Below are 21,969 nucleotides of genomic sequence, written 5' to 3' on the forward strand. Positions count from 1 at the left end.
CGAGCTGGTCACATGAACGATAGGACTCAACGACTCGTATCAATAACACTCATCCTACTCCTCATTCTTGCACTCTACGGGGCCGAAAGGGTCACTGTTACTCCCAACATCGTTCTCGAGCAGGTAAACGAAATCCTCGACCAGGTTCAGGAGATAAGGAACCTCACCTTCAAGGAGATGCCCCAGATAATAGTGATCACCAAGAGCGAGGCCCTCGCTATGTGGAAACCCTCCAAGGCCGACGTGGAGAGGATGAAAATCGAGGAGCTCACTTACAAGATGACGCTGATGCTCCCTCCAGATTACCAGTACATCAAGGAAGAGACCGAAAGGAGCGCCAACTGGATAGCGGCAACAATGGGAGACAGGATATACATCATTCAGGAGAACTTCATGGCCAACCTCGACGTCGCAAAGAGAACGATAGCCCACGAGTCGGTTCACGTCCTCCAGAAGCAGTGGTTCGACGCCAAATACAGTGCCGACACTTTCGATGCAACTCTGGCTGTACGGGCGCTCATTGAGGGCGACGCCGATCTCGTGGCGGATCTCTACTGCGAGAGGAACGGGATTCCAATCCACAAGATACGTTCCCTGAGCGGGAATCCCCTCACGGACATCAACATATTCTCCTACGTCTTTGGCGACAGGTTCGTGAGGTACCTCTACAAGAAAGGCGGCTGGGAGCTTGTGAATGAAGCCTACAGCCGCTATCCTATCTCAACCCAGCAGGTTATGCACCCGGAGCTCTACATCGAGAACGTCGCGCCGGTAAACGTCACGCTGAGCATCCCGGAGAACTCCCGGGTTCTGAGGAACGACAGGATGGGCGAGTTCTACGTTTACATCCTTCTGAGAAACCACGGCTATGACAATGAGACTGCGTGGAGTATTTCCTCGGCCTGGCGCGGCGACAGACTGCTTTTGACTCAAAACGCAAGCAGCTATCTTCTCCAGTGGAAGGTAGTCTTCTCCAACGAGGAGAGCGCGAAAGCCTTTGGAGAGGCCCTCGAGAAGCTGGCCAAAGGCAACACCTATGCGAACTACACGATAAGGGTTGAGGGAGATTCCGTTCTCTTCATCGCCGAGAGGAGGGAGTAGTGTGAAGATGAAGTGTCCAATGTGCGGGAAGGAATACACCGAACCGGTTCAGAGGTGTGAGTGCGGCGAGCCCGTTGAGTTCGAGCTCTTCCACGGCGAGCCGTACATAGCAAAGAGTGTCTGGGAGCGCTTTTACGACTTCTGGCCGGTCGAGCCAAACCTCGAACTGAGCCTCGGCGAGGGGGATACTCCGCTGATTAGGTCGAAGCTCGGCAAAGAGCTCGGCGTAAAGCTCTACCTCAAGAACGAGACAGCCAATCCAACGTGGAGCTTCAAGGATAGGGGGACGTTTTTGGCGATGAGCTACGCGGTTAAGGTCGGCTACAAAGCCGTTGGGACTGTATCGACCGGCAACATGGCGGCGAGCGTTGCAGCCTACGCCGCAAGAGCGGGCCTGAAAGCCAAGATACTCGTCTCAGGGAGCGCGAGCGATGAGAAGCTCAAGGCCGTATCCGTCTATGGAGCCGACGTGATAAGAGTAATGGGCGACTACGGAAGGCTCTACTTCGAGAGTCTGGAACTCGGAGAGAGGCTCGGCATCTATTTCATGAACTCGGACAACCCCTTCAGAGTGGAGGGGTATAAGAGCATCACCTTCGAAATCGCCGAGGAGCTAACGCCCGACTACGTTCTGATTCCGACCTCATCTGGCGGACTTTTCAGAGGAATAGCAAAGGGCTTCCTCGAGCTCTTCGCGAGCGGGCTGATTGATAAGGTCCCAACGCTCGTAGCGGTTCAGGCAGAGGGCTGCTCGCCTATATGCAGGGCTTTCTCTGAAGGGAAAGAGAGGATAGAGCGCTTTGAGACTCCACGGACGATAGCCCATGCCATAGAGAATCCTTATCCCCCAAGCGGGAACGTCGTCCTTAAGCTCCTCCGTGAGCTGGGCGGAAAGTGCGTGACTGTTAGCGACGAAGAGATTCTGGAGGCACAAAAGAAACTCGCTGGAGAAGGCTTCTTCGTCCAGCCGGCGAGTGCAACGGGAATAACCGCCCTCAAAAAGCTCCGGGAGAGTGGAAAAATACCGGAAGGCTCAAAGGTCGTCTCGGTACTAACCGGGGCAGGACTCAAAACGCTCAACCAAATCAGTGCGAGGGACATTAGAGAGTGCCCACTTGAAAAGCTCGAAACCTGCCTCAGAAGCGGTTCATGAAGAACCTTCTCCCCATTCTTCTGTTGCTCTCCCCAGTGTCTTCGAGCTTTCTTGGATCCTCGCCAAACAGGATTGTATACATCTTTCTCAGAACCACAAGTATTCCACTGTAGACGCCAACAGCTATGGTTGCAATACCGTTCGTAAAGTAGCCCCAGAAGAAGAGTACTCCGGCTATTATGGAGAGACTTACCGTCATCATGAGCCAAAGCAGTAACTTGTAACCATAGCGTTCCATGAAGAGGTCGAAGTCCACACCGCCCACCAGACATTTACAACGATGTAAATGTTTATAAACTTTTGCTCAACTCTGGCCATTCCATGACTGGTGGAAGGGGTAAGACGTATAAGTTCGCGAAGCAGAATCTGAACGGGTGATAACATGCTCAGCGGAGTCGCCATGATGCCCCACGGCAACGACGTTCTTGACCCGAAGGATGAAAAGACGAAAAGGCTCACCGAGACGCTGAAGGAAATCGGGAGGACATTCTCTGGAGCGGAAGCTTACGTTCTGGTCAGTCCGCACAACGTCAGGATGAGCAGCCATCTCGGCGTCATAATGGCCGAACACCTCGTTTCGTGGCTCGGCTTTGCAGGCGTTGAGCTTCCAGGGGAATACGAGACCGACCGCGAGTTGGCGGGAAGGATTTACGAGAAGGCTAAAGCCGAGGGCATTCCGGTGGTTGACATCAACTTTGCTGCCCTGAGCGGCGAGTATTCCCGCTTCCCGCTTACGTGGGGAGAACTGATACCCCTCCACTTCCTCGAAAAGAGGCCGCTCGTCCTCGTAACGCCGGCGAGGAAAGTGCCGAGGGAGACCCTCGTCCGCTTTGGAGAGGTTCTTGCTGGGGTTCTCGAAGACTACGAGAGGAAGGTCGCCCTTATAATCAGCGCCGACCATGGCCACGCTCACGATCCAAACGGCCCCTACGGCTACGCCCCCGAATCGAAGGAGTACGACGAGCTCGTTATGGGGCTCATTCGCGAGGACAGACTGGAAGAGCTTCTGAACATCGATGAGGAGCTCATAAGAAAGGCCCTGCCCGACAGCTACTGGCAGCTGTTGATAATGCTCGGCGCGCTGAGAAAGGTTCCAATGGAGCTCAAAGGCACCGCCTACGCCTGCCCGAGCTACTTCGGTATGGGAGCGGCGCTCTACGTGAGACCCTGAGTTTGTGCATTTCAAATACACAGCCCTTTATATACTCTGGGAAGTAGCAGTACACAGACTCAGAGCACATCAAAGCTTATCTCCAAAAGCTCCTTGCTCTTCCTAAAGCGAACCTTCCTTATCTTTATCCTCCCTATTTCGCCAGTCGTTGCCGTGTGCCCCTCCTTGCACGCGTTGACATTCCAGTCCTCGATGACGACAACCTTCAGAGTCTTAACCTCCGGCGGAATCGGGAAGAGGTCGTACATGTCCTCGCCGAAGCGCTCCTCGGCCTCATCCCTGGGCAGCTCGTAAACCTGAACCGGGGCGTTCTCTTTTACCTTCTCGTTGGCGAGGCGCTCAATCTCTGCTACTTCCTCGGGAGTTGGTTTCTTGTCGAACTTGACGGTTAACCTTCCGCGGTTTCCACCGACATAAACGCTCGCCGTCCACTTAGCGCCCTCGCCGAGAACCTTAACAACCGCACCCTTGACCACGTGGAGGGCAGTGTGAGTTCTAACCTCAACTGGCTCCATAAGGCACCTTAATAGGTTGAAATGTATGTTTATTAAAGCTACGGGTAAACTGGAACAGGGATTATTCAGCCGAGCTTGAAGGTTCTTCAGCCCATTAATGCTTCCATCGAATAATCCCCGCTAAGGAGTTGCACCGTTAAACAAAAACCGTTATAAATGCCAAAAACAAGACATTAGTGCCAAATTAAAAACTTTTGAGGTGGTCAACATGGCCGAAAAGAAGAGAAAGAGGGTGCTGATTCTCGGTGCCGCCGGAAGGGACTTCCACAACTTCAACGTCTTCTTCAGGGACAACCCCGAGTACGAGGTCGTTGCATTCACCGCAACCCAGATTCCTGACATAGAGGGCAGACTCTACCCACCCGAGCTTGCCGGCGAGCTCTACCCGAACGGAATACCGATATGGAGCGAGGACGACCTTGAGAAGATAATCAAGGAGCACAACATTGATATCGTTGTCTTCGCCTACTCAGACGTCTCCCACGAACACGTCATGCACCTCGCCTCTCGCGCTCACTCCGCTGGCGCTGACTTCTGGCTCCTCGGTCCAAAGAGCACCATGCTCAAGTCCAGCAAGCCGGTTATAGCGGTTACCGCCGTCAGAACTGGCTGTGGAAAGAGCCAGACCTCGAGAAAGGTCGCCCAGCTCCTCCAGGAGATGGGCTACAAGGTCGTCGCCATAAGACACCCAATGCCCTACGGCGACCTCAGAAAGCAGATCGTCCAGCGCTTCGCCAGCTACGAGGACCTCGACAAGCACGAGTGCACCATCGAGGAGAGGGAAGAGTACGAGCCCTACATCGACAGGGGCATGATCGTTTACGCTGGAGTTGACTACGAGAAGATCCTCCGTGAGGCCGAGAAGGAGGCTGACATAATCCTCTGGGACGGCGGAAACAACGACTTCCCGTTCTACGAGCCGGACCTCTGGATAGTCGTTACCGATCCGCACAGGCCCGGCCACGAGCTCAAGTATCACCCAGGTGAGACCAACTTCAGGGCTGCTGATGTCATAATCATCAACAAGATAGACACCGCCAACAGGGACGACATCCAGAAGGTCAGGGAGAGCATCGAGAAGGTTAACCCGAACGCCATCGTCATCGACGGCGCCTCACCGCTCTACGTCGACAAGCCCGAGCTCATTAAGGGCAAGCGCGTTCTCGTCGTCGAGGACGGTCCGACCCTCACCCACGGCGGCATGAAGTATGGTGCCGGCTACATCGCCGCCAAGAAGTACGGAGCTAAGGAAATAATCGACCCGAGGCCCTACGCCGTCGGCTCAATCATCGAGACCTACAAGAAGTACCCGCACCTCGACGTCATCCTCCCGGCCATGGGCTACGGCAAGAAGCAGATTAAGGAGCTCGAGGAAACCATCAACAGGGCAGACGCCGATGTGATCATCATAGGAACCCCGATCGACCTCAGGCGCGTCATGAAGCTCAACAAGCCGGCCGTCCGCGTCAGGTACGAGCTCGAGGAGATCGGCGAGCCGAAGCTCAAGGACATCCTCAAGGAGTTCGTCGAGAAGTGCGAGAAGCTCAAGAAGTGAGCTTCTTAATCTCCCGTTTTCTTTTCCATACTATCAGCCAAAAGTAATCTTTTTATAAAAAGAGATCCACTCAATCTTTGGTGAATGCCATGATAGGATCAGGAATATTTTTTGCCCTATGGGGATTTGGATGGATTTTGGGCATTTTAGGCCTTGTCGCGATTGTGTGGGTGATCTACGACGTGCTGGTTAACCAGAAACGCATGCCCGACGTTGAGAAGGTGGTATGGATCATTGTAGCGCTCTTCCTCGGAATAATAGGCGCGATAATCTACTACGTTATCGTTAAGTCCAGCCACAAGTACGAGGAGCCGAGGAAGGAAAGCCCCAAATCCAACGATGACATCCCGGTTTACTGACCGGAAGCCTTTTAGGCATGACACCCAACTATCCCTGCCCGGGGAGCACCGCCGAAGGCGGAGTCAATGAACTTGGGCGGGTTATTACCCCCTTTATAAATTGTGAAAACAGTTCTTCTCAAGGTTTATAAATGGTTGAAAAGCGGGAGTTCCCAGCAGTTATAAATCATTCACCCAAGACCTGAACTACCACCCTTCTCCTCCTTGGCCTCACATCGAGCTCAACGAAAAATATCTGCTGCCACGTCCCCCTGAGGAGCCTGCCGTCAACGACGGGGAAGCACTCGCTCGCGCCGAGCAGGGTTGCCCTCAGGTGGGAGTGGGCGTTGTCGTCGATTCTGTCATGGAGGTAGTCTTTACCTTTGGGTACCAGCTCCCTCAAAGCTCGCTTGAAGTCCTCCAAGAGACCCGACTCGTGCTCTATCGTCACTATTGCCCCAGTTGCACCCGGAACAAAGACAAGAACCTGGCCGTTCTTTATTCCTGACTCCTCGACAATTCTCTCGACATCATGAGTTATGTCAATGAGATCAATCTCACCCTTCGTTGAGAAGTGGAGCTCCTTCGTAACGACCTTCATACCACCACCCAAAGAGAACTCCAAGGGCAAAGCCTATTAGGTTTGCGGCCATGTCGTAGGGCGAGAAAGTCCTGCCCGGGACGAATAGCTGGAGAAACTCAAGGAGAAAGGGCAGGGGAATGAGGTAGCACCAGAGGGGCCAGCCCAGAAAACCTAGAATTAGGAACTCAGCAAAGTGTGCGAGCTTGTCGCCGTTCTCAACCGGAGCGGAAGGAATCCTAGGGGTTAGATTGAGGAAGAGGAGCAGAAGTATGTAAAAAGCAAGGAGTTTCCGCCTCAAAGGAGTTCCACCAGCCTTTTGAGCTTCTCTACGACCTCGACGGGGTCCTTCCCGAAGAAGTAAACGACGGGCTCGACGCCGAAGCCACCCTCGTCGATGACGGCCTCGTAGACTCCATCCTTGAAAACCGCCGCGATCCTCTTAACAGCCTCATCCTCACTCAGTCCACCGGTTTTAACCCTTGCGACCTTAAAGCCAGCCTTTTTGAGGGCATTCTCCACATCCTCACCGTACCTTATGTTCAGGACGCTCCTGATTTCAGGTCGTATTTTCCCAAGTTCAACGAGTATCCCGGCTGTAAAGCTGCTTGCACCGAACTCTGGGGGCAGTGCGAAGGCCTTCCCTTTGACGGAGGTTATCCTACCCGGGATAGCAGCAACGTCCTCTGAGCCTCTTGGGTTGGGAAGAGCATAGGCGAAGTTGCTCCTAACCTCAGGAATCAGCGAGGGGAACGTCTCATCTCTAAGCAATTCGTTGAGGGCCAGATTGAGCATTTCAAGGATTTCTCCCCTAGAGGGCTGGGCCGAGAAGAGCGAGCGGCAGGATTCCTCACTTACTCCAGCATACTCAGCATAGAACCTGCACAGAAAGCCATTCTGGAAGAGCTCGAAGAACCTGCGGGAAGTGAGAACTATGGCGTCTTCTCTGCTTCCCCCGAAGAGTATGAGCTTTGACACTTCTGAGGCCAGCTTTTCAAGCTCGTCCGCGACTTTCTTTGGCGGAACTTTGTACTTACCGGCAAGATACTTGCTCACCATTGCCTGGGTTATACCGAGGTACTCGGCAATCTGGACCTGCTTCATGCCGCTTTTGTACAGGCTTTCAGCTATCTTGGCCCTGAGGAATGGCATGAGTTCCTCGGCAATATAGAGGCTTGGCGTCCTCATAACATCACCCTAAAACCCGGTTATTGAAAATTCGAACCAGGGTTTAAAGCATTACTGTCAACAAATTTATGTCAAAAAATGTTTAAAAACCCATCGATTTTTACATCAGAAGGGCACTTATGGAATGGAAAGGACGCGACGTGATAAGCGTTAGGGATTTCTCCAAGGAAGACATCGAGTTTGTTTTGAAGATTGCTGAAAGGCTTGAGGAGGAGCTCAACGAGAAAGGCCATCTTGAGTACGCGAGGGGCAAGATTTTAGCCACGCTCTTCTTCGAGCCATCGACGAGGACGAGGCTGAGCTTCGAGAGCGCGATGCATCGCCTCGGAGGCTCTGTGATAGGATTCTCCTCCGCGGCCAGCACAAGCGTGAAGAAGGGGGAGAGTTTAGCTGACACCATAAAAACGGTCGAGCAGTACAGCGACGTAATAGTTATACGCCACCCGATGGAGGGCGCGGCAAGACTCGCCGCCGAAGTGGCTGAAATCCCCGTCATCAATGCCGGCGATGGAAGCAACCAGCACCCAACGCAGACTCTTCTCGACCTTTACACCATAAAGCGCGCCTTCGGGAAGATAGACGGCCTCAGAGTAGGCCTTCTCGGTGATTTGAAGTACGGAAGAACGGTGCACAGTCTGGCGGAAGCTTTAGCTTTCTACGATGTCGAGCTTTACCTCATCTCACCGGAACTCCTCAGGATGCCCAAGCATATAGTCGAGGAGCTACGCGAGAAGGGCGTTAAGGTCCACGAGACGACAGATCTGGAGGGAACGGTTCCCGAGCTGGACGTCCTATACGTGACGAGGATCCAGAGGGAGCGCTTCCCCGACGAACAGGAGTACCTCAAGGTCAAGGGAAGCTACCAGGTGAACTGCGCCGTTCTGAAGAACGCAAAGGAGAGCCTCAAGATAATGCACCCGCTCCCAAGGGTCGACGAGATACATCCAGAGGTTGACAGGACACCCCACGCCCTCTACTTCCGCCAGGTCTTCTCGGGCGTTCCGGTTAGAATGGCTTTGCTCGGACTCACTCTTGGAGTTCTGGAGGGATAAAGATGGCCGAGCTCAAGGTCACCGCGATTAAGGAAGGAACTGTCATAGACCACATTCCGGCCGGGAAGGGCCTCAAGGTCATCGAGATACTCAGCCTAAACAGGCCCAACGGGGGAGTTTTGCTCCTTGCCTCAAACGTCCACAGCAAGAAGCTCGGCAAGAAGGACATCGTCAAAATCGAGGGCAAGTTCCTGAGCGAGGAGGAAGTCAACAAGATATCGCTCATCGCGCCGACCGCCACGGTTAACATCGTAAGGGACTACAAGGTGGCGGAGAAGTTCAACGTGGAGATTCCGGACGAAATAGTGGGAATCCTCCGCTGTGCCAACCCCAACTGCGTGAGCAACCACGAGCACGTCGTTTCGAGGTTCTATGTCGTCTCGAAGAGGCCGCTAAAGGTGCGCTGCCACTACTGCGAGAGGACGATGGAGGAGGACGAGATTCTGAGCAACCTCTGAGAAAGGCTTATAATCCCCGCCCCTATTTTTTAATTGTGAGTGGTATGAAAAGAAACGTTGCGGCGTTAGTAGTTGCGTTCATTCTCATCGTGAGCATAGCCGGATTCGTTTACAGGGGGAGCCCAGCGGAGACGGACTCCACCGGAACCCAGAGCACAAAAAACGAGGGAGATATTAGGATATACGCAATGATCGAAAACGAAAACGCCGCCTTTGAGATGGCCCTTTTTAATATCGAGATCGGTGATGCAAAGATAAACGAGACCAACGTTCCAATGCTGGCATACACTGGAGCGCCCGGAAGGGTTGTGTTCAAGATTAAAGGATGGGCAATCAACTGGAACGGCGTCGAATTTGATGTCAGTGGAAAAGTAACCGTAAGCACAGAGGCCGGAAAGACCTACCTGATAACGCTGGAGCCCGTTCACGAGCCGGGCATCTTTGTTATGAGGCTCGACGAAAAGCTCAGCGGTGTCATCGGCCGGGACGTGCCGACCACCATATTTCTCGAGGATTCCACAGCTGTAGGGGATACCCTCGCGCGGGCAGGCTTTCCCAGCGAGCTCACGGTCAACAAAGAGCTGAGGGAGAAGTACCTTAACTTATGGAAGGAAACTGGGAACCTGAGCTACCTCCAGGCATACAGGGATTTAAGCTACCATATCAAAACACTTGGCCTGATGGCCAAGCTGGGCAACGTCGATGGGCCCGCAGTCAGGACTCTAGTTCTGGGCCTCAGGGCCACTGATTATTACTACTCCCACTGGAGCGAGCCAGGAAGGAAAGACATGATCCTTGTTTTCTTCAATGACTCCCCGTATTACGGGGCACTCAAAGTCGCTGACGGCCCGATGTGTAGCAGGCTGCCGTTCATCTACTACACCGCGAGGGGCTTCAACCTATATCCGGTTTCGGCCCTCCATTGGGCGGAGATATACTACGAGAGAGGCGATTACGAGGCCATGCTCGAAATCCTGGACGAGCTTCTTCCGTTCGCCACCTACGGAAGGTACAGCGGCACCGAATACGCTGTCTTCCACATCTATTTCCACTTCCAGAACGCGAGCATTCCATGGGTTTCAGGCTACGCCCAGGGCATGGCAGCAGGGCTTTACGCACTGGCATACAACCTCACTGAAAACGAAACTTATCTCGAAACCGCAAAGCTCTTCCTGAACTCATTCGACCTCCCGCTCAGTCAGAACGGCTTCGTTGTCCAGACGAAATATGGCCCCTGGTACTTGGAGTACAACTACTACCCGGAACAACTCGTTCTGAACGGCCATATAATAGCTCTCCAGGGGCTGTACCACTACTGGAAAGTCACCGGCGACGAGAGGGCTTACAATCTCTTCTGGGAGGGTGCAATGAGCGTCAAAAAAGCCCTGCCTGATTTTGACACCGGGGACTGGAGCAGGTACGCGAGCATCTACGACTCCTCGAGCGAGTTCTACCACAGGCTGCACATAAAGCTCCTCGTCTGGCTCTACATGAAAACAGGCGACGAGACCTTCCTGGAGTACGCGGAGAAGTGGGACGAATATCTAAAAGAAAGAGGACTAGAGCTAGAGAACATTCCCCGGCTACTCAAGGAGATGGGGAAGTGACCTCAACACGGGCAGCGTTGCCGCCAGACCAACGAAAACGTCAATGGCGCTCTGTACCGCGTTTGGAAGCCCTATCGCAATCCAGAAGGGAACACCCGTCCACTTCTCAACGGTGCTTATCACTGCCTCCCTCGGGACGCCGAGCCATATGGGGAGGGCGTAGTAGTAGTTGAGGGCCACCATGAGGGGTATTCTGATGGCTATTCCGGCGAGAAAGCCAACGATGGCGAAGAGGACAATTCTGTTCGTGGAAGCATTCTCGATGTCAAAGCGCGTTGTTCTCTTCGCTATTTCAAGGCCGATTAGAACTGCCAGGGTCGCGGTGGCCTTCATGCTGGCTCCGAGCCAGCTTGACGGGGAAATTATGCTCAGCCCAACGAAGAGCAGGAAAAGCGCTATCAGCCCCCCGGTGAAACCCGTGAGGAGGTAGACCATAACTATCGGGACCGCAACGAGGTCTATCTTCATGCCCCATATGGTGGGCATCTCTATTGGCATGACCTCAAGCATCAGCGAAAGACCGAGCATCATTCCGATTACCGCTATTTCTCTCGCTCTCACCTTCATCACCAGCCCGAAGTTTGTTCCATAATTTATAAATTTTTGTTCCTAAAATGGAACATTCGTGAGGACAGCCTCTAAAAGAATCCTTAAAAACCGGCCGGCCAAAATAGGGACGCTAAAAGGTGGTTCGATGATAGGCGTTGAAGAGATAACCAAGCTCGTGAGAGAAATCAGGTTAGAAAATGGATTTCCCGACAGCCCATTCAGGATAGATGAAGTTCGCTACGACCCCGAAGGAGACAAGCTTTTCATTATAGCCCACGATAGAACCGACAAGAGCGTCGTCATAGGCAACAGCTTCGTCATCGGAAAGCTGAAGGAAAGGCTCGGCATCAGGCAGGTAACCGTTTACTCAAATCTTGACCTCGAGATAAAACGGAGGAAGCTGAGGAAAAACGCTGAGCTCGTCAAAGGGACTGTTCTCCAGTTTCTCCTGCCAATAATCGAGGCCGAGCTAAACTTCCCGCCGAGAAAGTGGCCCGAAGTTGAAGGAGATCTAAAAACGCTCGTTTTCCTCAGCTTCAACGCAAAGGCTTTGCTCGGCTTCGCAGAGAGGCTCAACCCCCCATACGAGGCCGTCGGAATACGCTACGCGTTCCCGAAGATGAAATACGAGCCAATTGGGGGCGAACCGATGGAAGTTCTCTTCCCGGACGAGGAAAAGCTCCTGAACCTCGCGAAGGAGAGAAAAGCAAAGCTTGTTCTGGCCGATTTTCCCTTTGATCTGAAGTTTAAGGACGGAATAGCACTCCTTAATCCCTTCCGCTTCCTGCACATAGGCTTCTTCGAGCTGAAGTACCTGTTTGGCTTCGAGAAGCCCGTGGTGTACGATAAAAAGGCTCTCGTGGATTTTGTAATAGGCCTGACCTATGAGGGCCTGATGGAATCAACGGACGGTGCTAACTTAATCTGGAGGATGTGGCGGCGATGATAGTCGGTGTGGTTGGCAAGATAGCGGCCGGGAAGACAACGGTGGCGAAGTTCTTTGAGGAGAGGGGTTTCTGTAGAGTCAGCTGCAGTGACCCGCTGATAGACCTGCTCACCCACAACGTCAAGGACTACTCGTGGATTCCGGAGCTGCCTGAGAAGGCCGAGCCCACAAGAGAGAAGCTGATAGAGTTCGGCAAGTATCTTAAAGACAAATACGGCGGCGATATACTCATCAGGCTCGCCATAGACAAGAAGAGGCACTGCAAGAATATAATCATAGATGGCGTCCGCTCCAGGGAAGAAATCGAGGCGATAAAGCGCTTTGGGGGAAAGGTCATCTACGTCGAGGCAAAGCCTGAGATAAGGTTCGAAAGACTGGTAAGGAGGAAGGCAGGAAAAGATAAGAGCATCAAAAGCTTCGAGGACTTTAAGAGGATGGACGACGCCGAAGAGGAGCTGTACCAGACTTCAAAGCTGAAGAACATGGCAGACTATGTGGTAGTGAACGAGGGAACTCTGGAGGAGCTCCGTCGAAGGGTTGAGAAGATCATTAAAGAGGTGGTTGGATGAAGCTTCTCATCATTGCCCCCTGTTTGCTCAGCCCGTTTTACGTCTACAGGGGCCCGAGGGAGAAGGAGTACAAGACGGCGGAGGAGCTGAGAAAGCTTTTCGCTCAGCTTGGCGATGAGTGGCAGGTTCTGGCCTACCCATGCCCCGAATACGAGCTGATAGGCTGGCCAAGACCGCCCATGAGCAGGGAAGCTTACATGCATCTCGGGATGGTAGAGAAGGCAAAAACGATAGCCGACTTCGTAGGCCGGGTTCTGACTGAGGAGAGACCCGAGAAAGTGGTTTTTCTTGGGGTCAAGGGTTCTCCAACGTGCGGCGTCTTCCACACGAGCTCGAGTAACCCGGAGAGCTATCCCTACAAGGCTGTCCAGGAGTTCTTCTACTTGAGCAAGGAGGAGAGGCTGAAGCGCTCGAAGGAGCTCGTTGAGGGGCAGAAATTTAAGCTCATCCCGAGGGAGGGGATACTCTTCGAGGTTCTGAAGGCGAGGTTCCCCGATGCGGTTTACGTTGAGTTCGATAAGGAGGACATTGAAGGAAGCCTGAAAAGGCTTAAATCTCTCCTCGTCGAAACTTGAGCACTTATGATACGGCACACCCACGCCGTATTCGATCTCCTTATACCCATGATGATATTTCTCATCGGTTACGCTTCCCGATAGCTTTCCTGACGGCCTTCGCGAGGGTTGGGAAAAGCTTAAAAGACTAAAGTAGCCAGGCATTCATAAAACGTCAGCCTAAGATAACTAGACTTTTAACAAGTAAAATCGGGACAAACATAGGGATGTGTGTGGCAAAGTGGTATCCAGTGCTGAGATGGCACTCTTTGGTGTGAGTGCCGCTGTCATACTGGGTGCGGCGGGGGCTTTCTTCCGTATTTACCGGAAAACCAATCGCCGCTCGGTGCTCTTCCTCTCCGTGAGCGCCATCCTGGCTCTAGTGGAGACTTTTTATGACGTCCAGGGGAACTGGGTCGCCATGGTAATCTTTGAGGCAGCCTTCGCGTCCATCTTCACTTACGCAATCCTGAACCTGGTGGAGGAAGAAGGCCTGCTCCCAAGATACACAACGATATCTCTCCTCTCGTTCACCCCTCTCGTAATAGCCACATACTGGGCGATTCACGGCAGATGGGCCGGAATTGAGTTCGACTACACGTCCACGGTGATCCCCTACGCAGTCTCTGGCTTCTTTATCTTCATTTCCGGTCTCTTCATCTACGGGATAAGAACTATCTACGCCGAAAAGGCCAAGAGGCTCAGCATAGTGATAGTGCTGCTTGGAATCTACAAGCTCAGTTATCCATTTCACCGTGACGTGATGATGGCGAACGTAATAGGCCTCATTCTCATGCTGATCCTCGTGCTGTTCGGGATTTACTATATGAAGCGCCTTGGAGAGGAAGGAAGCTTCCGTAGAAGTCCCAGAAAGAAGGATAACGAATCCCCACACGGAGGTCTCATACCTGACGGCGAACAGTACAAGCAGCTAATGAGAACCCTAAAGCAGAAACAGCTACTGCTCTTCACCAGGGACATAGAATGGATGAGCTCCTCCAAGTGGGAGGTCTACTTCATTACAACGCTAAAAGGAGAGAACACGATATCCCCAACGAACCTGCCCAAGATGCTCGAGCTCTCCAAAAGGCACTTTCACGCTATGGGACAGTCCGGAGAAAGAGGGATAGTTGTTGTAGAGTGTGTGGAGTACCTGAAGGAGTACAGCGACTTTCAGACCGTTGTAAAGTTCCTGAGCAGGCTGATTGACATCTCTAAGGTTTACGGAGGAACCGTACTAATCCCCATCACCCAGGAAGCATGGAGCGAGAGGGAGTTGAGGGTGATGAAAAGGGTAATTTACTGACCTCCTGCCCGCCCTGAAGGGACAGGGCTTGAGTTTATAGTCAGGCCTTTTCTATGGCCTCCTTAACCAACCGCTCCGCCTTCTCCATCAATGCCCTGGCCTTTTCTTCCGTATGCGCCTCGAGGGTTATCCTCATTATCGGCTCCGTTCCGCTCGGTCTAAAGAGAATCCACCAGTCACCGTTCTCAATCCTGACGCCGTCGATGTCTATGAGCCGCTCGTAGTCGAAGGACTTCAGAGCCTCGTGGGCAATTATCTCCATGGCCTTTGCCTTCTTTCCGTTGGGACACGGGATCTTGGCCCTGAGCGTCACGTAGCGCGGGACTTCCTTGGCGAGCTCGCTTATCGGGCCGAGCCTGTCGATCATCTCCAGAACGAGTGCCCCCGCGAAGATTCCGTCCGGCGTCAGGTTCCACTGGGGAATGATCCAGGTTCCGCTCGGCTCGCCGCCGAAGATTCCGCCGTGTTTGGCAAGCTCATCGGCTACCGCAACGTCACCGACGCGCGTCCTCAGAACCTCACCACCAAGGGGCTTGATGTAGTCGTCCAGGGCAAAGCCGGCATCGACGGTTGTAACTACCTTACCCTTCCCGAATTTCCGGAGGGTGTATCCTGAAATGAGGCTCAGCATAACCTCATACTCCACGAAGTTGCCCTGGTCATCAACAACGCCTATTCTATCCGCGTCACCGTCGTGGGCGATTCCAACGTCGGCTTTCATAGCCTTAACAGTTTTAGCGAGCATGGCTAAGCTCTTCGCGTTCGGTTCAAGCTCCCTCACGAAGAAGCCGCTCGGGTGGGAGTTAAGGCTGATAACTTTGTTCCCAAGCTCGCGCTGGAGGTAGGGGCTGAGGATTGAGCCGGCGCCGTTGCCAGAATCGAGGACGACAGTGTAGCTTCCCTCAAGCTCAACCATCTCAAGGGCCGCTTTGATGTATTCTCCTTTCGGGTCGGCCCTCCTCAAGGTTCCAATCTCGTTCCAGGAGACTTTCCTGAAACTCCCGGAATCAATTATCGCCTCAAGTTCCGCCTCCATCTCGGGTGTGTAGGCCATGCCGTTGGCCTGCCACACCTTTATGCCGTTGTACTCCGGCGGATTGTGTGATGCAGTGATTGTAACTCCAGCATCGGCACCGTAGAGCTTTATTGCGAAGCCCGTCAGCGGGGTGGGGGCAAGGCCTATATCGATAACATCAACACCCGCGCTCAGAAGACCGCTTATCACTGCCTTTTTGAGCATCTCGCCGCTCGTCCTCGTGTCCTTGCCCACTACAACTGTTCCACCGCCGAGATAAGTCCCTAGAGCCCTTCCGACATTCAGAGCAAGCTCCGGAGTGAGCCTCTCGTTGACGACCTCCCTGATACCGCTGGTTCCAAAGTACTTCCCCATGAGCACCACCCGTGAGAATTATGGGGGGTATAGGGACGCGAGGAATATAATTTTTCCGCTCAGATGCTGAAGAAGCCGACGCCCTTCACCTTGACGCCGGCCACTTTGAAGGCCTCCTTGATCTTCTTCATGTTCATCGACCCGGGGCCGGCCTTGAACTTGAGGCTCTTGCGCCCCTTTATCTCCAGCTCGTCCATCTTCCCACTGTCATAGTCCCCAGTTTTGAGCTTGACCTCCTTGATGTCGGCCATCAGGACGACGAAGTTCTCCCCGGACTCTTCCAGTATCTCGCTCGGCTCCATCTCGTAGTACCTCCCGCTGTAGCCGGAGGTGACGCCGGCCAGGTAGCCGGGGATGCCGCTGGCCTTCTCCTTCCCCTTTGCGATTGTTTCCTTTGTGATGTGGGCCACTATGACCCTCTCGTTCGTTATCACGAGGTTGACCGCAGCCGAGCTCATGAATCCCTTCTTGTAGGAAACGTTGGGCACGACGTAAAGTACCTTCTCCATACAGATCATCTCCAGACTCAGAAAGGGCGAAAGAATCGTCCTCCTAAATGGCCTAAGGCGTCATCACTTATATACCCACCGCCCAACAGGCGTATATACGATGAGGGCATGTTCTAGACTAGGGATTTCTGCAAAGTACCCCCGGATATGTCTTAAAGCCGGCCTTGTGAAACTTTTCAAAAATCAAACCCAAAAGTGAAAATCCAAAAGATTTCGAAATTCTTCGCACATCTGCCTTGGCCTTCGAAACCCAAAGGGGTTCAGCTGCTGAAGGCCGCTATCTCCTTCCCCTCAGGGTTCAGCACGTGGATAACCACGTTTCCACCGAGTTTCTGGGACAGGTCGGACGCCATCTGTCTGTAAGTGTTTTCGGCGTCGCCTATCTCCTCTCTGCTCTCGAAGGAGCTCACGGTCTTCACGTTGTAGGGGTTGCTCCCCTCGAGGATTATGTCCCACGGCCCCTCGCCGACGAGCGAGACGGCGTAGTCAAGGACGGCCTTCGCCTTATCCTCACCAATGCCGGCGTACCAGACGTATATGGTGCCGGAGTTCACGTAGGAGTACCTGCTCTCCGCGGAGAAGAGCTCGCTTCCCTCGTCCGTCACGAGCTTCAGGGTCGATTTAGCACCCCCGAATACGTCCTGCGACATCTTCGAGGCCATCATCTCCACGTAGAACCTCGTGGCATCGTCTATCTGGTCCGGGCTGGTGTAAGGAGTGGTCACCTCGACGGTGTAAGCGTCCCCGCTCTTGCTCAGGTAGACGTTCGTTTCCCCGGTTATCTGGAAGGTCTCTCCAACGAAGTCGATGAGCGCCTTGGCCTGCGAGAGCGAAACATCGCCGGAGTAGTGCACAGTTACCTCGTTTATCGTAAGGGTCTTCTCTGTTTTCACGTTCGTGTCCGGGTTTTCACAGCCAGCGGCGATGACCAGAAGGGCCACCGCGAGCAGGGCAAAGACAAACCTTCCCATTCCCATTCCTCCAGCTTTTGCGTGAAAAAAAGAAAGGGCTCACTTCTTTTCCAGCACGTAAATTCCAACGCTGACTTTATAGGAATCCACGTTCAGGGGGCTCTTGTAGTCCACCCTGACCTGGAAGGGCTTGTTCGAGCCGTAAATCATGCTGTTCGTTTCCGACTCGGTCAGGACGTTGCCGTCCTGGTCCAGGATGGTTATCTTCTCAACGGTTCCCTCGCTGCTCGCGTTGATGTAGTACTTCCCAGGATCGAGGACGTGCGAGAGGTAAAAGACATCGCCGCTCACAGTTTCCGTTTTGACCTCGACCGGAACCTTGTCGTAGGTGCTGAGGTAGTAGTACTGCATGCCGAAGACCGCGACTATGCCTATGACTATGAGCAGGAAGAAGCCAACGATCAGCTTTTTGATCAGTCCCATTTCATCACCTCCTCCGGGTTATTGCAACCAGCAGTGCGAGCAGGGCCATTATCCCGGGCCCGCAGGTCACGTCTACCGAAACTCCCCCGTCCGTGCCTGTTCCCTCGCTGCTGGAGTCGCTGGATGGGCTTGTGAAGCCTGAACCTTCGGATGTGGCCGTTGGCGAGTGGGACGATGTAGCGGGGCTGGTCGAGGTCTCTATCCCTCCCTCAGATGAACCCGTCTGGTTGCAGGCTTCTTTAAGGTGGAAGTACTCGCTCGGGTGATCGTGAACCCATACCTCCACCGGGGCAATCTTATACCACTCCCATGTCGGGAGGTCGTCGAACTCAAAGGCCCCCTCAAAGCTGGCCTCGGCATAGAGGGGCACCTTCACGAACTCCACGTCGCCCTTTCCCAGATCCACGAAGTTCGGAACCCACGCGGTCAGCTCCCCGCCCTTCTCGACGTGGTGGACGTCACAGCCCGCAAAGCCCATGTCGGAGTCCAGTTTCAGGAGCCGGTCAGGGGGGAGGAAGATAGTGAAGCCGTTTCCGGCGCGGGATATATACCAGCTGTGAGGCTGAACGTCGTAGTAAACCTCGAGAACGTCTCCGGAAGGCGACATCTTAACGAGCGGGTCGAAGAAAACGTAGTTCCCGTCATCGGCAAGAGCAAAGCCGGCGGGAGATTCTCCCTGGTAGAGGGTTGTGTTCCAGAAGCCGCTCCAAAGGATGTTGCCCTGCTTATCGAGCTTCACCCAGATCGAAGCACCGCCGTCGTATTTTCCCGGCAGGCCGTTGGTGTAGAGCCATCCGTCGGGAACGCTGTAAAGCATCGGCCTTCCTCCGGAGAGGCTGTTGAAACCGCCCATCTTCCAGAGCTCACCGCCGTCTATAGCCTGCCTGTACTCCCTGACCCATTCAAGTTCTCCAGTTTCAGGGTCTATGCCCAAGATGCCGAAGTCCGGACCGCCGAGGGAGGAAGAGAATGCTATGGCAACTTCACTCCCGTCGAAGCCCACTGCGTTCACGTACTCGTGGATGCTCTCCCTGCCGTAGATGTGGATCCACTCCAGGTTTCCGGAGGAGTCGAACTTTATCGCCCCTATGTCGAGGGCCGAGGCTATGCCTTCCCAATCATATGGATCGTCCGGGTTTTTATGATGCATGTGCGCGTAGATGGGAGCCACAACAATGGCCCCATCGCCTGTAGGTTGAACCCTGATCCCCGCGTAGCCACCTGCGGAGTTCTTGAAGGCCCTCACCCAGACGGGATTTCCTGAGAAGTCGAACTTGACCAGCGTGAAAAGCGGGTCTCCCTTAATCCAGTCATCCGGTGCTGAGACGTTGAGGACGCCGTTCGTCCTCAGGACAGCGTAGATACCGTCCTCCCCAACGGCGATGTCGGATACGATCTGATACTGACCATAGGGGAGGTTGAGGGGGAGTTTCGGGCTGAGGCTGAAGTTCTTAGCCCAGAGGACCTCTCCCATCGGCGAGAGGTGTATCAGAACAGCCAGTCCAGCCCCGTGGCTTCCGAGGAGGTAGTAGTCCCCTGCGTTCCCCGGGACGAATGCCACGGGGTTGTAGGGACTATCGAACATCGTTTTATCCCGCTGGACGCCGTAGATGACCTCCCATGCGCTGGAGGGGCTTGCAAGGGGCAGGAAAAGTCCCAGAACAACGAAAAATGCAATAAAGATGCCGGATTTTTTCATTTTCCACACTCCCTTATGGTTTTCCGATTTCAACAACGCTTATCGAGTTCGCGAACTCCTCGGGTGAGAGTTCCCCGGAGAGGGCCTTCAGCAGGTCATCGCTGGAAACAGAAACGCTGACGTTCCTTTCCCCGAAGTAGATTATCTCCACCCTACTTACCCAGGGGGCATCCTCCAGAATGGCGAGGCTCATCTTGGCGTAGTCCCTCCAGAAGGAGTCCCCGTCAGCCAGGTACTCAAGAGAGACGCTTGCAGTGTCGTTTGTGACTTTAACGTCCTGAACAATCACGTCGAAGAGGCCCAGGTCGTTCTCAATCCTGAACTCCGGACGGCGAATGTCCTCAAAGAGGGGGTTATCAAAGTCCCCGTTTTTAACCGTTAGAGCCAACACAGGCTCATCCCCGAAGTAGGCCTCGACTCGAATATCTCCGGAGCCGTTGGCCTCGTAGGTCCTCTTCGCGAGGGCGTAGGCTGTATCCAGGAGGTTCCCGTCAATGGCGGGTGCCCTAAAGCGAACGACCGTCCCGTTGTCAGAGTTGAGTACGGTGACGTTCTCAATGGCCATCTCAGTGCTTGAAGTCCCGGTTCCACCGGAGGACGGGGTTTCTGTGGCGCTGGAGGCCTCTCCAAGGTTATTCGTCACGTTCTTGGCGGTGTCTATGACCTGTTCGGGGTTTAGATTGTCGGGAACCCGGAAGCTCCCGCTGAAGTAGATGTAGCCGCCTATAAGGAGGAGAAGGAGGAGCAGCTTCCCCTTCATATTATCCCCTCCTCGTAGAGCTTGTTTATGTAGAAGCGTATCCTCGCCTCCTGGTCCTTGAAGTCGCCCTTGGAGTTCCTGTTCATCATGTTGACCCTGTGCATTCCCATCGTGGTGTCCCTCATTTCGTCAATCGTGTTCCTGATGATGTCGCTGTACTTCATACCGGCCTTCTTGTAGCGAATGGCAACCTTCGCCGTCGTTTCAAACTCCCACCTGTAGTCCTGGGCCAGGGTCTTCTTTATTGCCACGCCCATCGAGTTGAGAACCACCTCTATCGGCTTCGTCTCGATGCTCGAAGGTATGGCGTTTTTGTAGGGCGACATCGCCTTCTCGCGGTTCTCTATATCCGACATGTCGTTGTAGAGCGACGCGCTCCTGCCGTCTACGTGCAGGTCCGTGGCTGTCTTCTTCACGGCCTCGCTGTCGGAGAAGACGTTGATGTCCTTGTCGGCCTTGAAGTAGTCCTTGAAGAGGCCCAGCGGCTTGGGGAGGTAGTTGGCAACCTGGTCGATGAAGGCATCGAGGGCTTTGTTGCCGTAGTACTTGGCCTTCCAGCCCAAGGCCGAGCTACCACCCGAGTAATCCGGGTTTGAATTGATTACCCTGACGACCTCTCCCCTCGGCGTTTTGATGACGACGAAACCGCCCCATTTTTCACCGAGTCCCTTGAGTCCCTCGTTGGTCTCCCTCATCCTCTTAACCGCGTTCGGGCTCAAATCCGTTCCAGAGAAGCCTTCTGGGCCTCCGGAGACATCAACGGAGGTGTTCACCGGGACCCTCACCGTGCTGTTGGGTATCCTACTGAGATATAGGTTCATGAGAACCGGAAGTGACCCCTCAAGGTCGCAGGCGGTCGTTCCCTTGATGTAGGATGCCTCCGCGGTTACCCAGTAATGGTCGCCAACGAGGGCCGCGTATCTGTCCCAAACCCATATTGTTTCCTGACCGTCGAAGTACCTCTTCGTCTGAACGAACTTGAGCTCGGCATAACCGGCCCCCTCACTGAACTCGTAGTGAGAGATTATTACACCCACCTTCTCATTGCTCCACTCATCTATGATGTCCTCCTCCCTGTCGGTGGAGTTCATGCCCTGCTTGATAAACCACCTGAACTGTTCAACAGCCTCGTTGTCGGTGTAGTAGGTTACCGCTATCCTAATGTAGTTGCCGTAGTCCGGGTTGTGATTGGGACAGAGGAAGTCCTGGTAAAAGATGGCATAGTTGGAACCCTCAGGGCCCCTTCCTCCGTTGCTGAAGGAGAGGATTAAACCGAGGGACTTCGCTTCTTCCTTCGTTATCGAGGGCAACCTGTCCGGGAACTGGGGCGCGGAAACCGGCAGGGCCAGTAGGAGCATAACGCCTATAAAAAGGACTAGTTTTTTGGACATCATACCAACCTCCGAAGGAGCCCCAGAAACCACCTCAGGAGCAGGATGAAAACTATAACTGCCCCAACAAGCAGGAGAAGCCCGAGTAGCGGGCCAAGAACGTTCAAGCCCGTGAGTGGTTCAGAGGGCATATACTCACTTCCAAGCAAACCCATCTCGCGGAAAAGAAAAGCGGGACAGGGTC

The 21,969-nt window shown here is 53.8% G+C and carries 26 protein-coding genes; 12 read left to right on the forward strand and 14 right to left on the reverse strand.

Annotated features, from left to right (window positions below; all coding sequences use genetic code 11):
- Window positions 1-12: 12 nt before the first annotated feature.
- Window positions 13-1,101: a hypothetical protein gene (locus E3E26_RS01185; protein WP_167899549.1), complete on the forward strand. Its 1,089-nt coding sequence runs from the start codon at window positions 13-15 to the stop codon at window positions 1,099-1,101.
- Window positions 1,102-1,108: 7 nt separating this feature from the next.
- Window positions 1,109-2,254, forward strand: coding sequence for a threonine synthase (gene thrC, locus E3E26_RS01190; RefSeq protein ID WP_167899550.1), 1,146 nt, complete (start codon window positions 1,109-1,111; stop codon window positions 2,252-2,254).
- Here thrC and E3E26_RS01195 read toward each other — a convergent pair.
- On the reverse strand, window positions 2,238-2,519 hold the full coding sequence (locus E3E26_RS01195; RefSeq protein WP_167899551.1) for a hypothetical protein: 282 nt from the start codon (window positions 2,517-2,519) through the stop codon (window positions 2,238-2,240). The two genes, thrC and E3E26_RS01195, sit on opposite strands and share 17 nt — an antisense overlap.
- A gap of 117 nt (window positions 2,520-2,636) precedes the next feature.
- On the opposite strand from E3E26_RS01195, the gene E3E26_RS01200 reads away from it, so the two are divergent.
- A complete protein-coding gene (locus E3E26_RS01200) occupies window positions 2,637-3,425 on the forward strand; it encodes an extradiol dioxygenase (RefSeq protein ID WP_167899552.1) in 789 nt (262 codons plus the stop codon).
- A gap of 59 nt (window positions 3,426-3,484) precedes the next feature.
- On the opposite strand, the gene E3E26_RS01205 is transcribed toward E3E26_RS01200, so the two are convergent.
- On the reverse strand, window positions 3,485-3,940 hold the full coding sequence (locus E3E26_RS01205) for an alanyl-tRNA editing protein (protein ID WP_167899553.1): 456 nt from the start codon (window positions 3,938-3,940) through the stop codon (window positions 3,485-3,487).
- 208 nt (window positions 3,941-4,148) lie between these two features.
- Between E3E26_RS01205 and E3E26_RS01210 the strand changes: the two genes are divergently transcribed.
- Window positions 4,149-5,495, forward strand: coding sequence for a cyclic 2,3-diphosphoglycerate synthase (locus E3E26_RS01210; protein ID WP_167899554.1), 1,347 nt, complete (start codon window positions 4,149-4,151; stop codon window positions 5,493-5,495).
- An 89-nt stretch (window positions 5,496-5,584) separates the two neighbouring features.
- On the forward strand, window positions 5,585-5,854 hold the full coding sequence (locus E3E26_RS01215) for a PLDc N-terminal domain-containing protein (RefSeq protein ID WP_167900084.1): 270 nt from the start codon (window positions 5,585-5,587) through the stop codon (window positions 5,852-5,854).
- A 166-nt stretch (window positions 5,855-6,020) separates the two neighbouring features.
- Here the strand turns inward: E3E26_RS01215 and E3E26_RS01220 are convergent, their stop codons facing one another.
- From E3E26_RS01220 to E3E26_RS01230, 3 genes are read right to left on the reverse strand one after another with little or no spacing between them, the layout of a single operon-like run.
- Complete coding sequence (locus tag E3E26_RS01220) at window positions 6,021-6,434, reverse strand: secondary thiamine-phosphate synthase enzyme YjbQ (RefSeq protein WP_167899555.1); 414 nt, start codon at window positions 6,432-6,434, stop codon at window positions 6,021-6,023.
- Window positions 6,391-6,714: a VanZ family protein gene (locus tag E3E26_RS01225; protein WP_167899556.1), complete on the reverse strand. Its 324-nt coding sequence runs from the start codon at window positions 6,712-6,714 to the stop codon at window positions 6,391-6,393. The genes E3E26_RS01220 and E3E26_RS01225 overlap by 44 nt, the downstream gene beginning before the upstream one ends.
- Window positions 6,711-7,601, reverse strand: coding sequence for a thiamine-phosphate synthase family protein (locus E3E26_RS01230; protein WP_167899557.1), 891 nt, complete (start codon window positions 7,599-7,601; stop codon window positions 6,711-6,713). Before E3E26_RS01230 ends, E3E26_RS01225 begins: the two co-directional genes overlap by 4 nt.
- 119 nt (window positions 7,602-7,720) lie before the next feature.
- Here E3E26_RS01230 and pyrB point away from each other — a divergent pair, with 119 nt between their 5' ends.
- The 3 genes from pyrB to E3E26_RS01245 are packed head-to-tail and all read left to right on the forward strand — an operon-like array spanning window position 7,721 to window position 10,718.
- Complete coding sequence (gene pyrB / locus E3E26_RS01235; protein ID WP_167899558.1) at window positions 7,721-8,653, forward strand: aspartate carbamoyltransferase; 933 nt, start codon at window positions 7,721-7,723, stop codon at window positions 8,651-8,653.
- A gap of 2 nt (window positions 8,654-8,655) precedes the next feature.
- A complete protein-coding gene (gene pyrI / locus E3E26_RS01240; protein ID WP_167899559.1) occupies window positions 8,656-9,111 on the forward strand; it encodes an aspartate carbamoyltransferase regulatory subunit in 456 nt (151 codons plus the stop codon).
- Between the two features lie 44 nt (window positions 9,112-9,155).
- The gene (locus tag E3E26_RS01245; protein ID WP_240911646.1) at window positions 9,156-10,718 is read left to right on the forward strand and encodes a D-glucuronyl C5-epimerase family protein; all 1,563 of its coding nucleotides are present in this window, start codon (window positions 9,156-9,158) and stop codon (window positions 10,716-10,718) included.
- Here the strand turns inward: E3E26_RS01245 and E3E26_RS01250 are convergent.
- Window positions 10,695-11,285, reverse strand: coding sequence for a hypothetical protein (locus E3E26_RS01250; protein WP_167900085.1), 591 nt, complete (start codon window positions 11,283-11,285; stop codon window positions 10,695-10,697). The two genes, E3E26_RS01245 and E3E26_RS01250, sit on opposite strands and share 24 nt — an antisense overlap.
- Window positions 11,286-11,412: 127 nt before the next feature.
- Between E3E26_RS01250 and E3E26_RS01255 the strand changes: the two genes are divergently transcribed.
- From E3E26_RS01255 to E3E26_RS11345, 4 genes are all read left to right on the forward strand, one after another.
- A complete protein-coding gene (locus E3E26_RS01255) occupies window positions 11,413-12,213 on the forward strand; it encodes a hypothetical protein (RefSeq protein ID WP_167899561.1) in 801 nt (266 codons plus the stop codon).
- Entirely contained in the window at window positions 12,210-12,782 is a 573-nt protein-coding gene (locus E3E26_RS01260; protein ID WP_167899562.1) for an AAA family ATPase, read from the forward strand. The genes E3E26_RS01255 and E3E26_RS01260 overlap by 4 nt, the downstream gene beginning before the upstream one ends.
- Window positions 12,779-13,357 (forward strand): hypothetical protein, encoded by a 579-nt coding sequence (locus E3E26_RS01265; protein ID WP_167899563.1) that lies wholly within the window; start codon window positions 12,779-12,781, stop codon window positions 13,355-13,357. The genes E3E26_RS01260 and E3E26_RS01265 overlap by 4 nt, the downstream gene beginning before the upstream one ends.
- 208 nt (window positions 13,358-13,565) lie before the next feature.
- The gene (locus tag E3E26_RS11345) at window positions 13,566-14,642 is read left to right on the forward strand and encodes a DUF835 domain-containing protein (RefSeq protein ID WP_167899564.1); all 1,077 of its coding nucleotides are present in this window, start codon (window positions 13,566-13,568) and stop codon (window positions 14,640-14,642) included.
- Between the two features lie 40 nt (window positions 14,643-14,682).
- On the opposite strand, the gene glmM is transcribed toward E3E26_RS11345, so the two are convergent.
- The 8 genes from glmM to E3E26_RS11235 form a co-directional block, all read right to left on the reverse strand.
- Window positions 14,683-16,032, reverse strand: a complete 1,350-nt coding sequence (glmM, locus tag E3E26_RS01275; protein ID WP_167900086.1) for a phosphoglucosamine mutase — start codon at window positions 16,030-16,032, stop codon at window positions 14,683-14,685.
- A gap of 59 nt (window positions 16,033-16,091) precedes the next feature.
- Window positions 16,092-16,541, reverse strand: a complete 450-nt coding sequence (locus E3E26_RS01280) for a hypothetical protein (protein WP_167899565.1) — start codon at window positions 16,539-16,541, stop codon at window positions 16,092-16,094.
- Between the two features lie 260 nt (window positions 16,542-16,801).
- Entirely contained in the window at window positions 16,802-17,518 is a 717-nt protein-coding gene (locus E3E26_RS01285) for a hypothetical protein (RefSeq protein ID WP_167899566.1), read from the reverse strand.
- Window positions 17,519-17,551: 33 nt separating this feature from the next.
- A complete protein-coding gene (locus E3E26_RS01290) occupies window positions 17,552-17,935 on the reverse strand; it encodes a hypothetical protein (RefSeq protein ID WP_167899567.1) in 384 nt (127 codons plus the stop codon).
- A 4-nt stretch (window positions 17,936-17,939) separates the two neighbouring features.
- The gene (locus E3E26_RS01295; RefSeq protein WP_167899568.1) at window positions 17,940-19,634 is read right to left on the reverse strand and encodes a CGP-CTERM sorting domain-containing protein; all 1,695 of its coding nucleotides are present in this window, start codon (window positions 19,632-19,634) and stop codon (window positions 17,940-17,942) included.
- A 13-nt stretch (window positions 19,635-19,647) separates the two neighbouring features.
- Complete coding sequence (locus E3E26_RS01300; RefSeq protein WP_167899569.1) at window positions 19,648-20,394, reverse strand: hypothetical protein; 747 nt, start codon at window positions 20,392-20,394, stop codon at window positions 19,648-19,650.
- Window positions 20,391-21,785 (reverse strand): hypothetical protein, encoded by a 1,395-nt coding sequence (locus E3E26_RS01305; protein ID WP_167899570.1) that lies wholly within the window; start codon window positions 21,783-21,785, stop codon window positions 20,391-20,393. The genes E3E26_RS01300 and E3E26_RS01305 overlap by 4 nt, the downstream gene beginning before the upstream one ends.
- Entirely contained in the window at window positions 21,785-21,916 is a 132-nt protein-coding gene (locus E3E26_RS11235; RefSeq protein ID WP_255453686.1) for a hypothetical protein, read from the reverse strand. The genes E3E26_RS01305 and E3E26_RS11235 overlap by 1 nt, the downstream gene beginning before the upstream one ends.
- Between the last annotated feature and the right edge of the window lie 53 nt (window positions 21,917-21,969).

This window comes from Thermococcus sp. LS1 (assembly GCF_012027395.1).
Classification (GTDB): Archaea; Methanobacteriota_B; Thermococci; order Thermococcales; family Thermococcaceae; genus Thermococcus.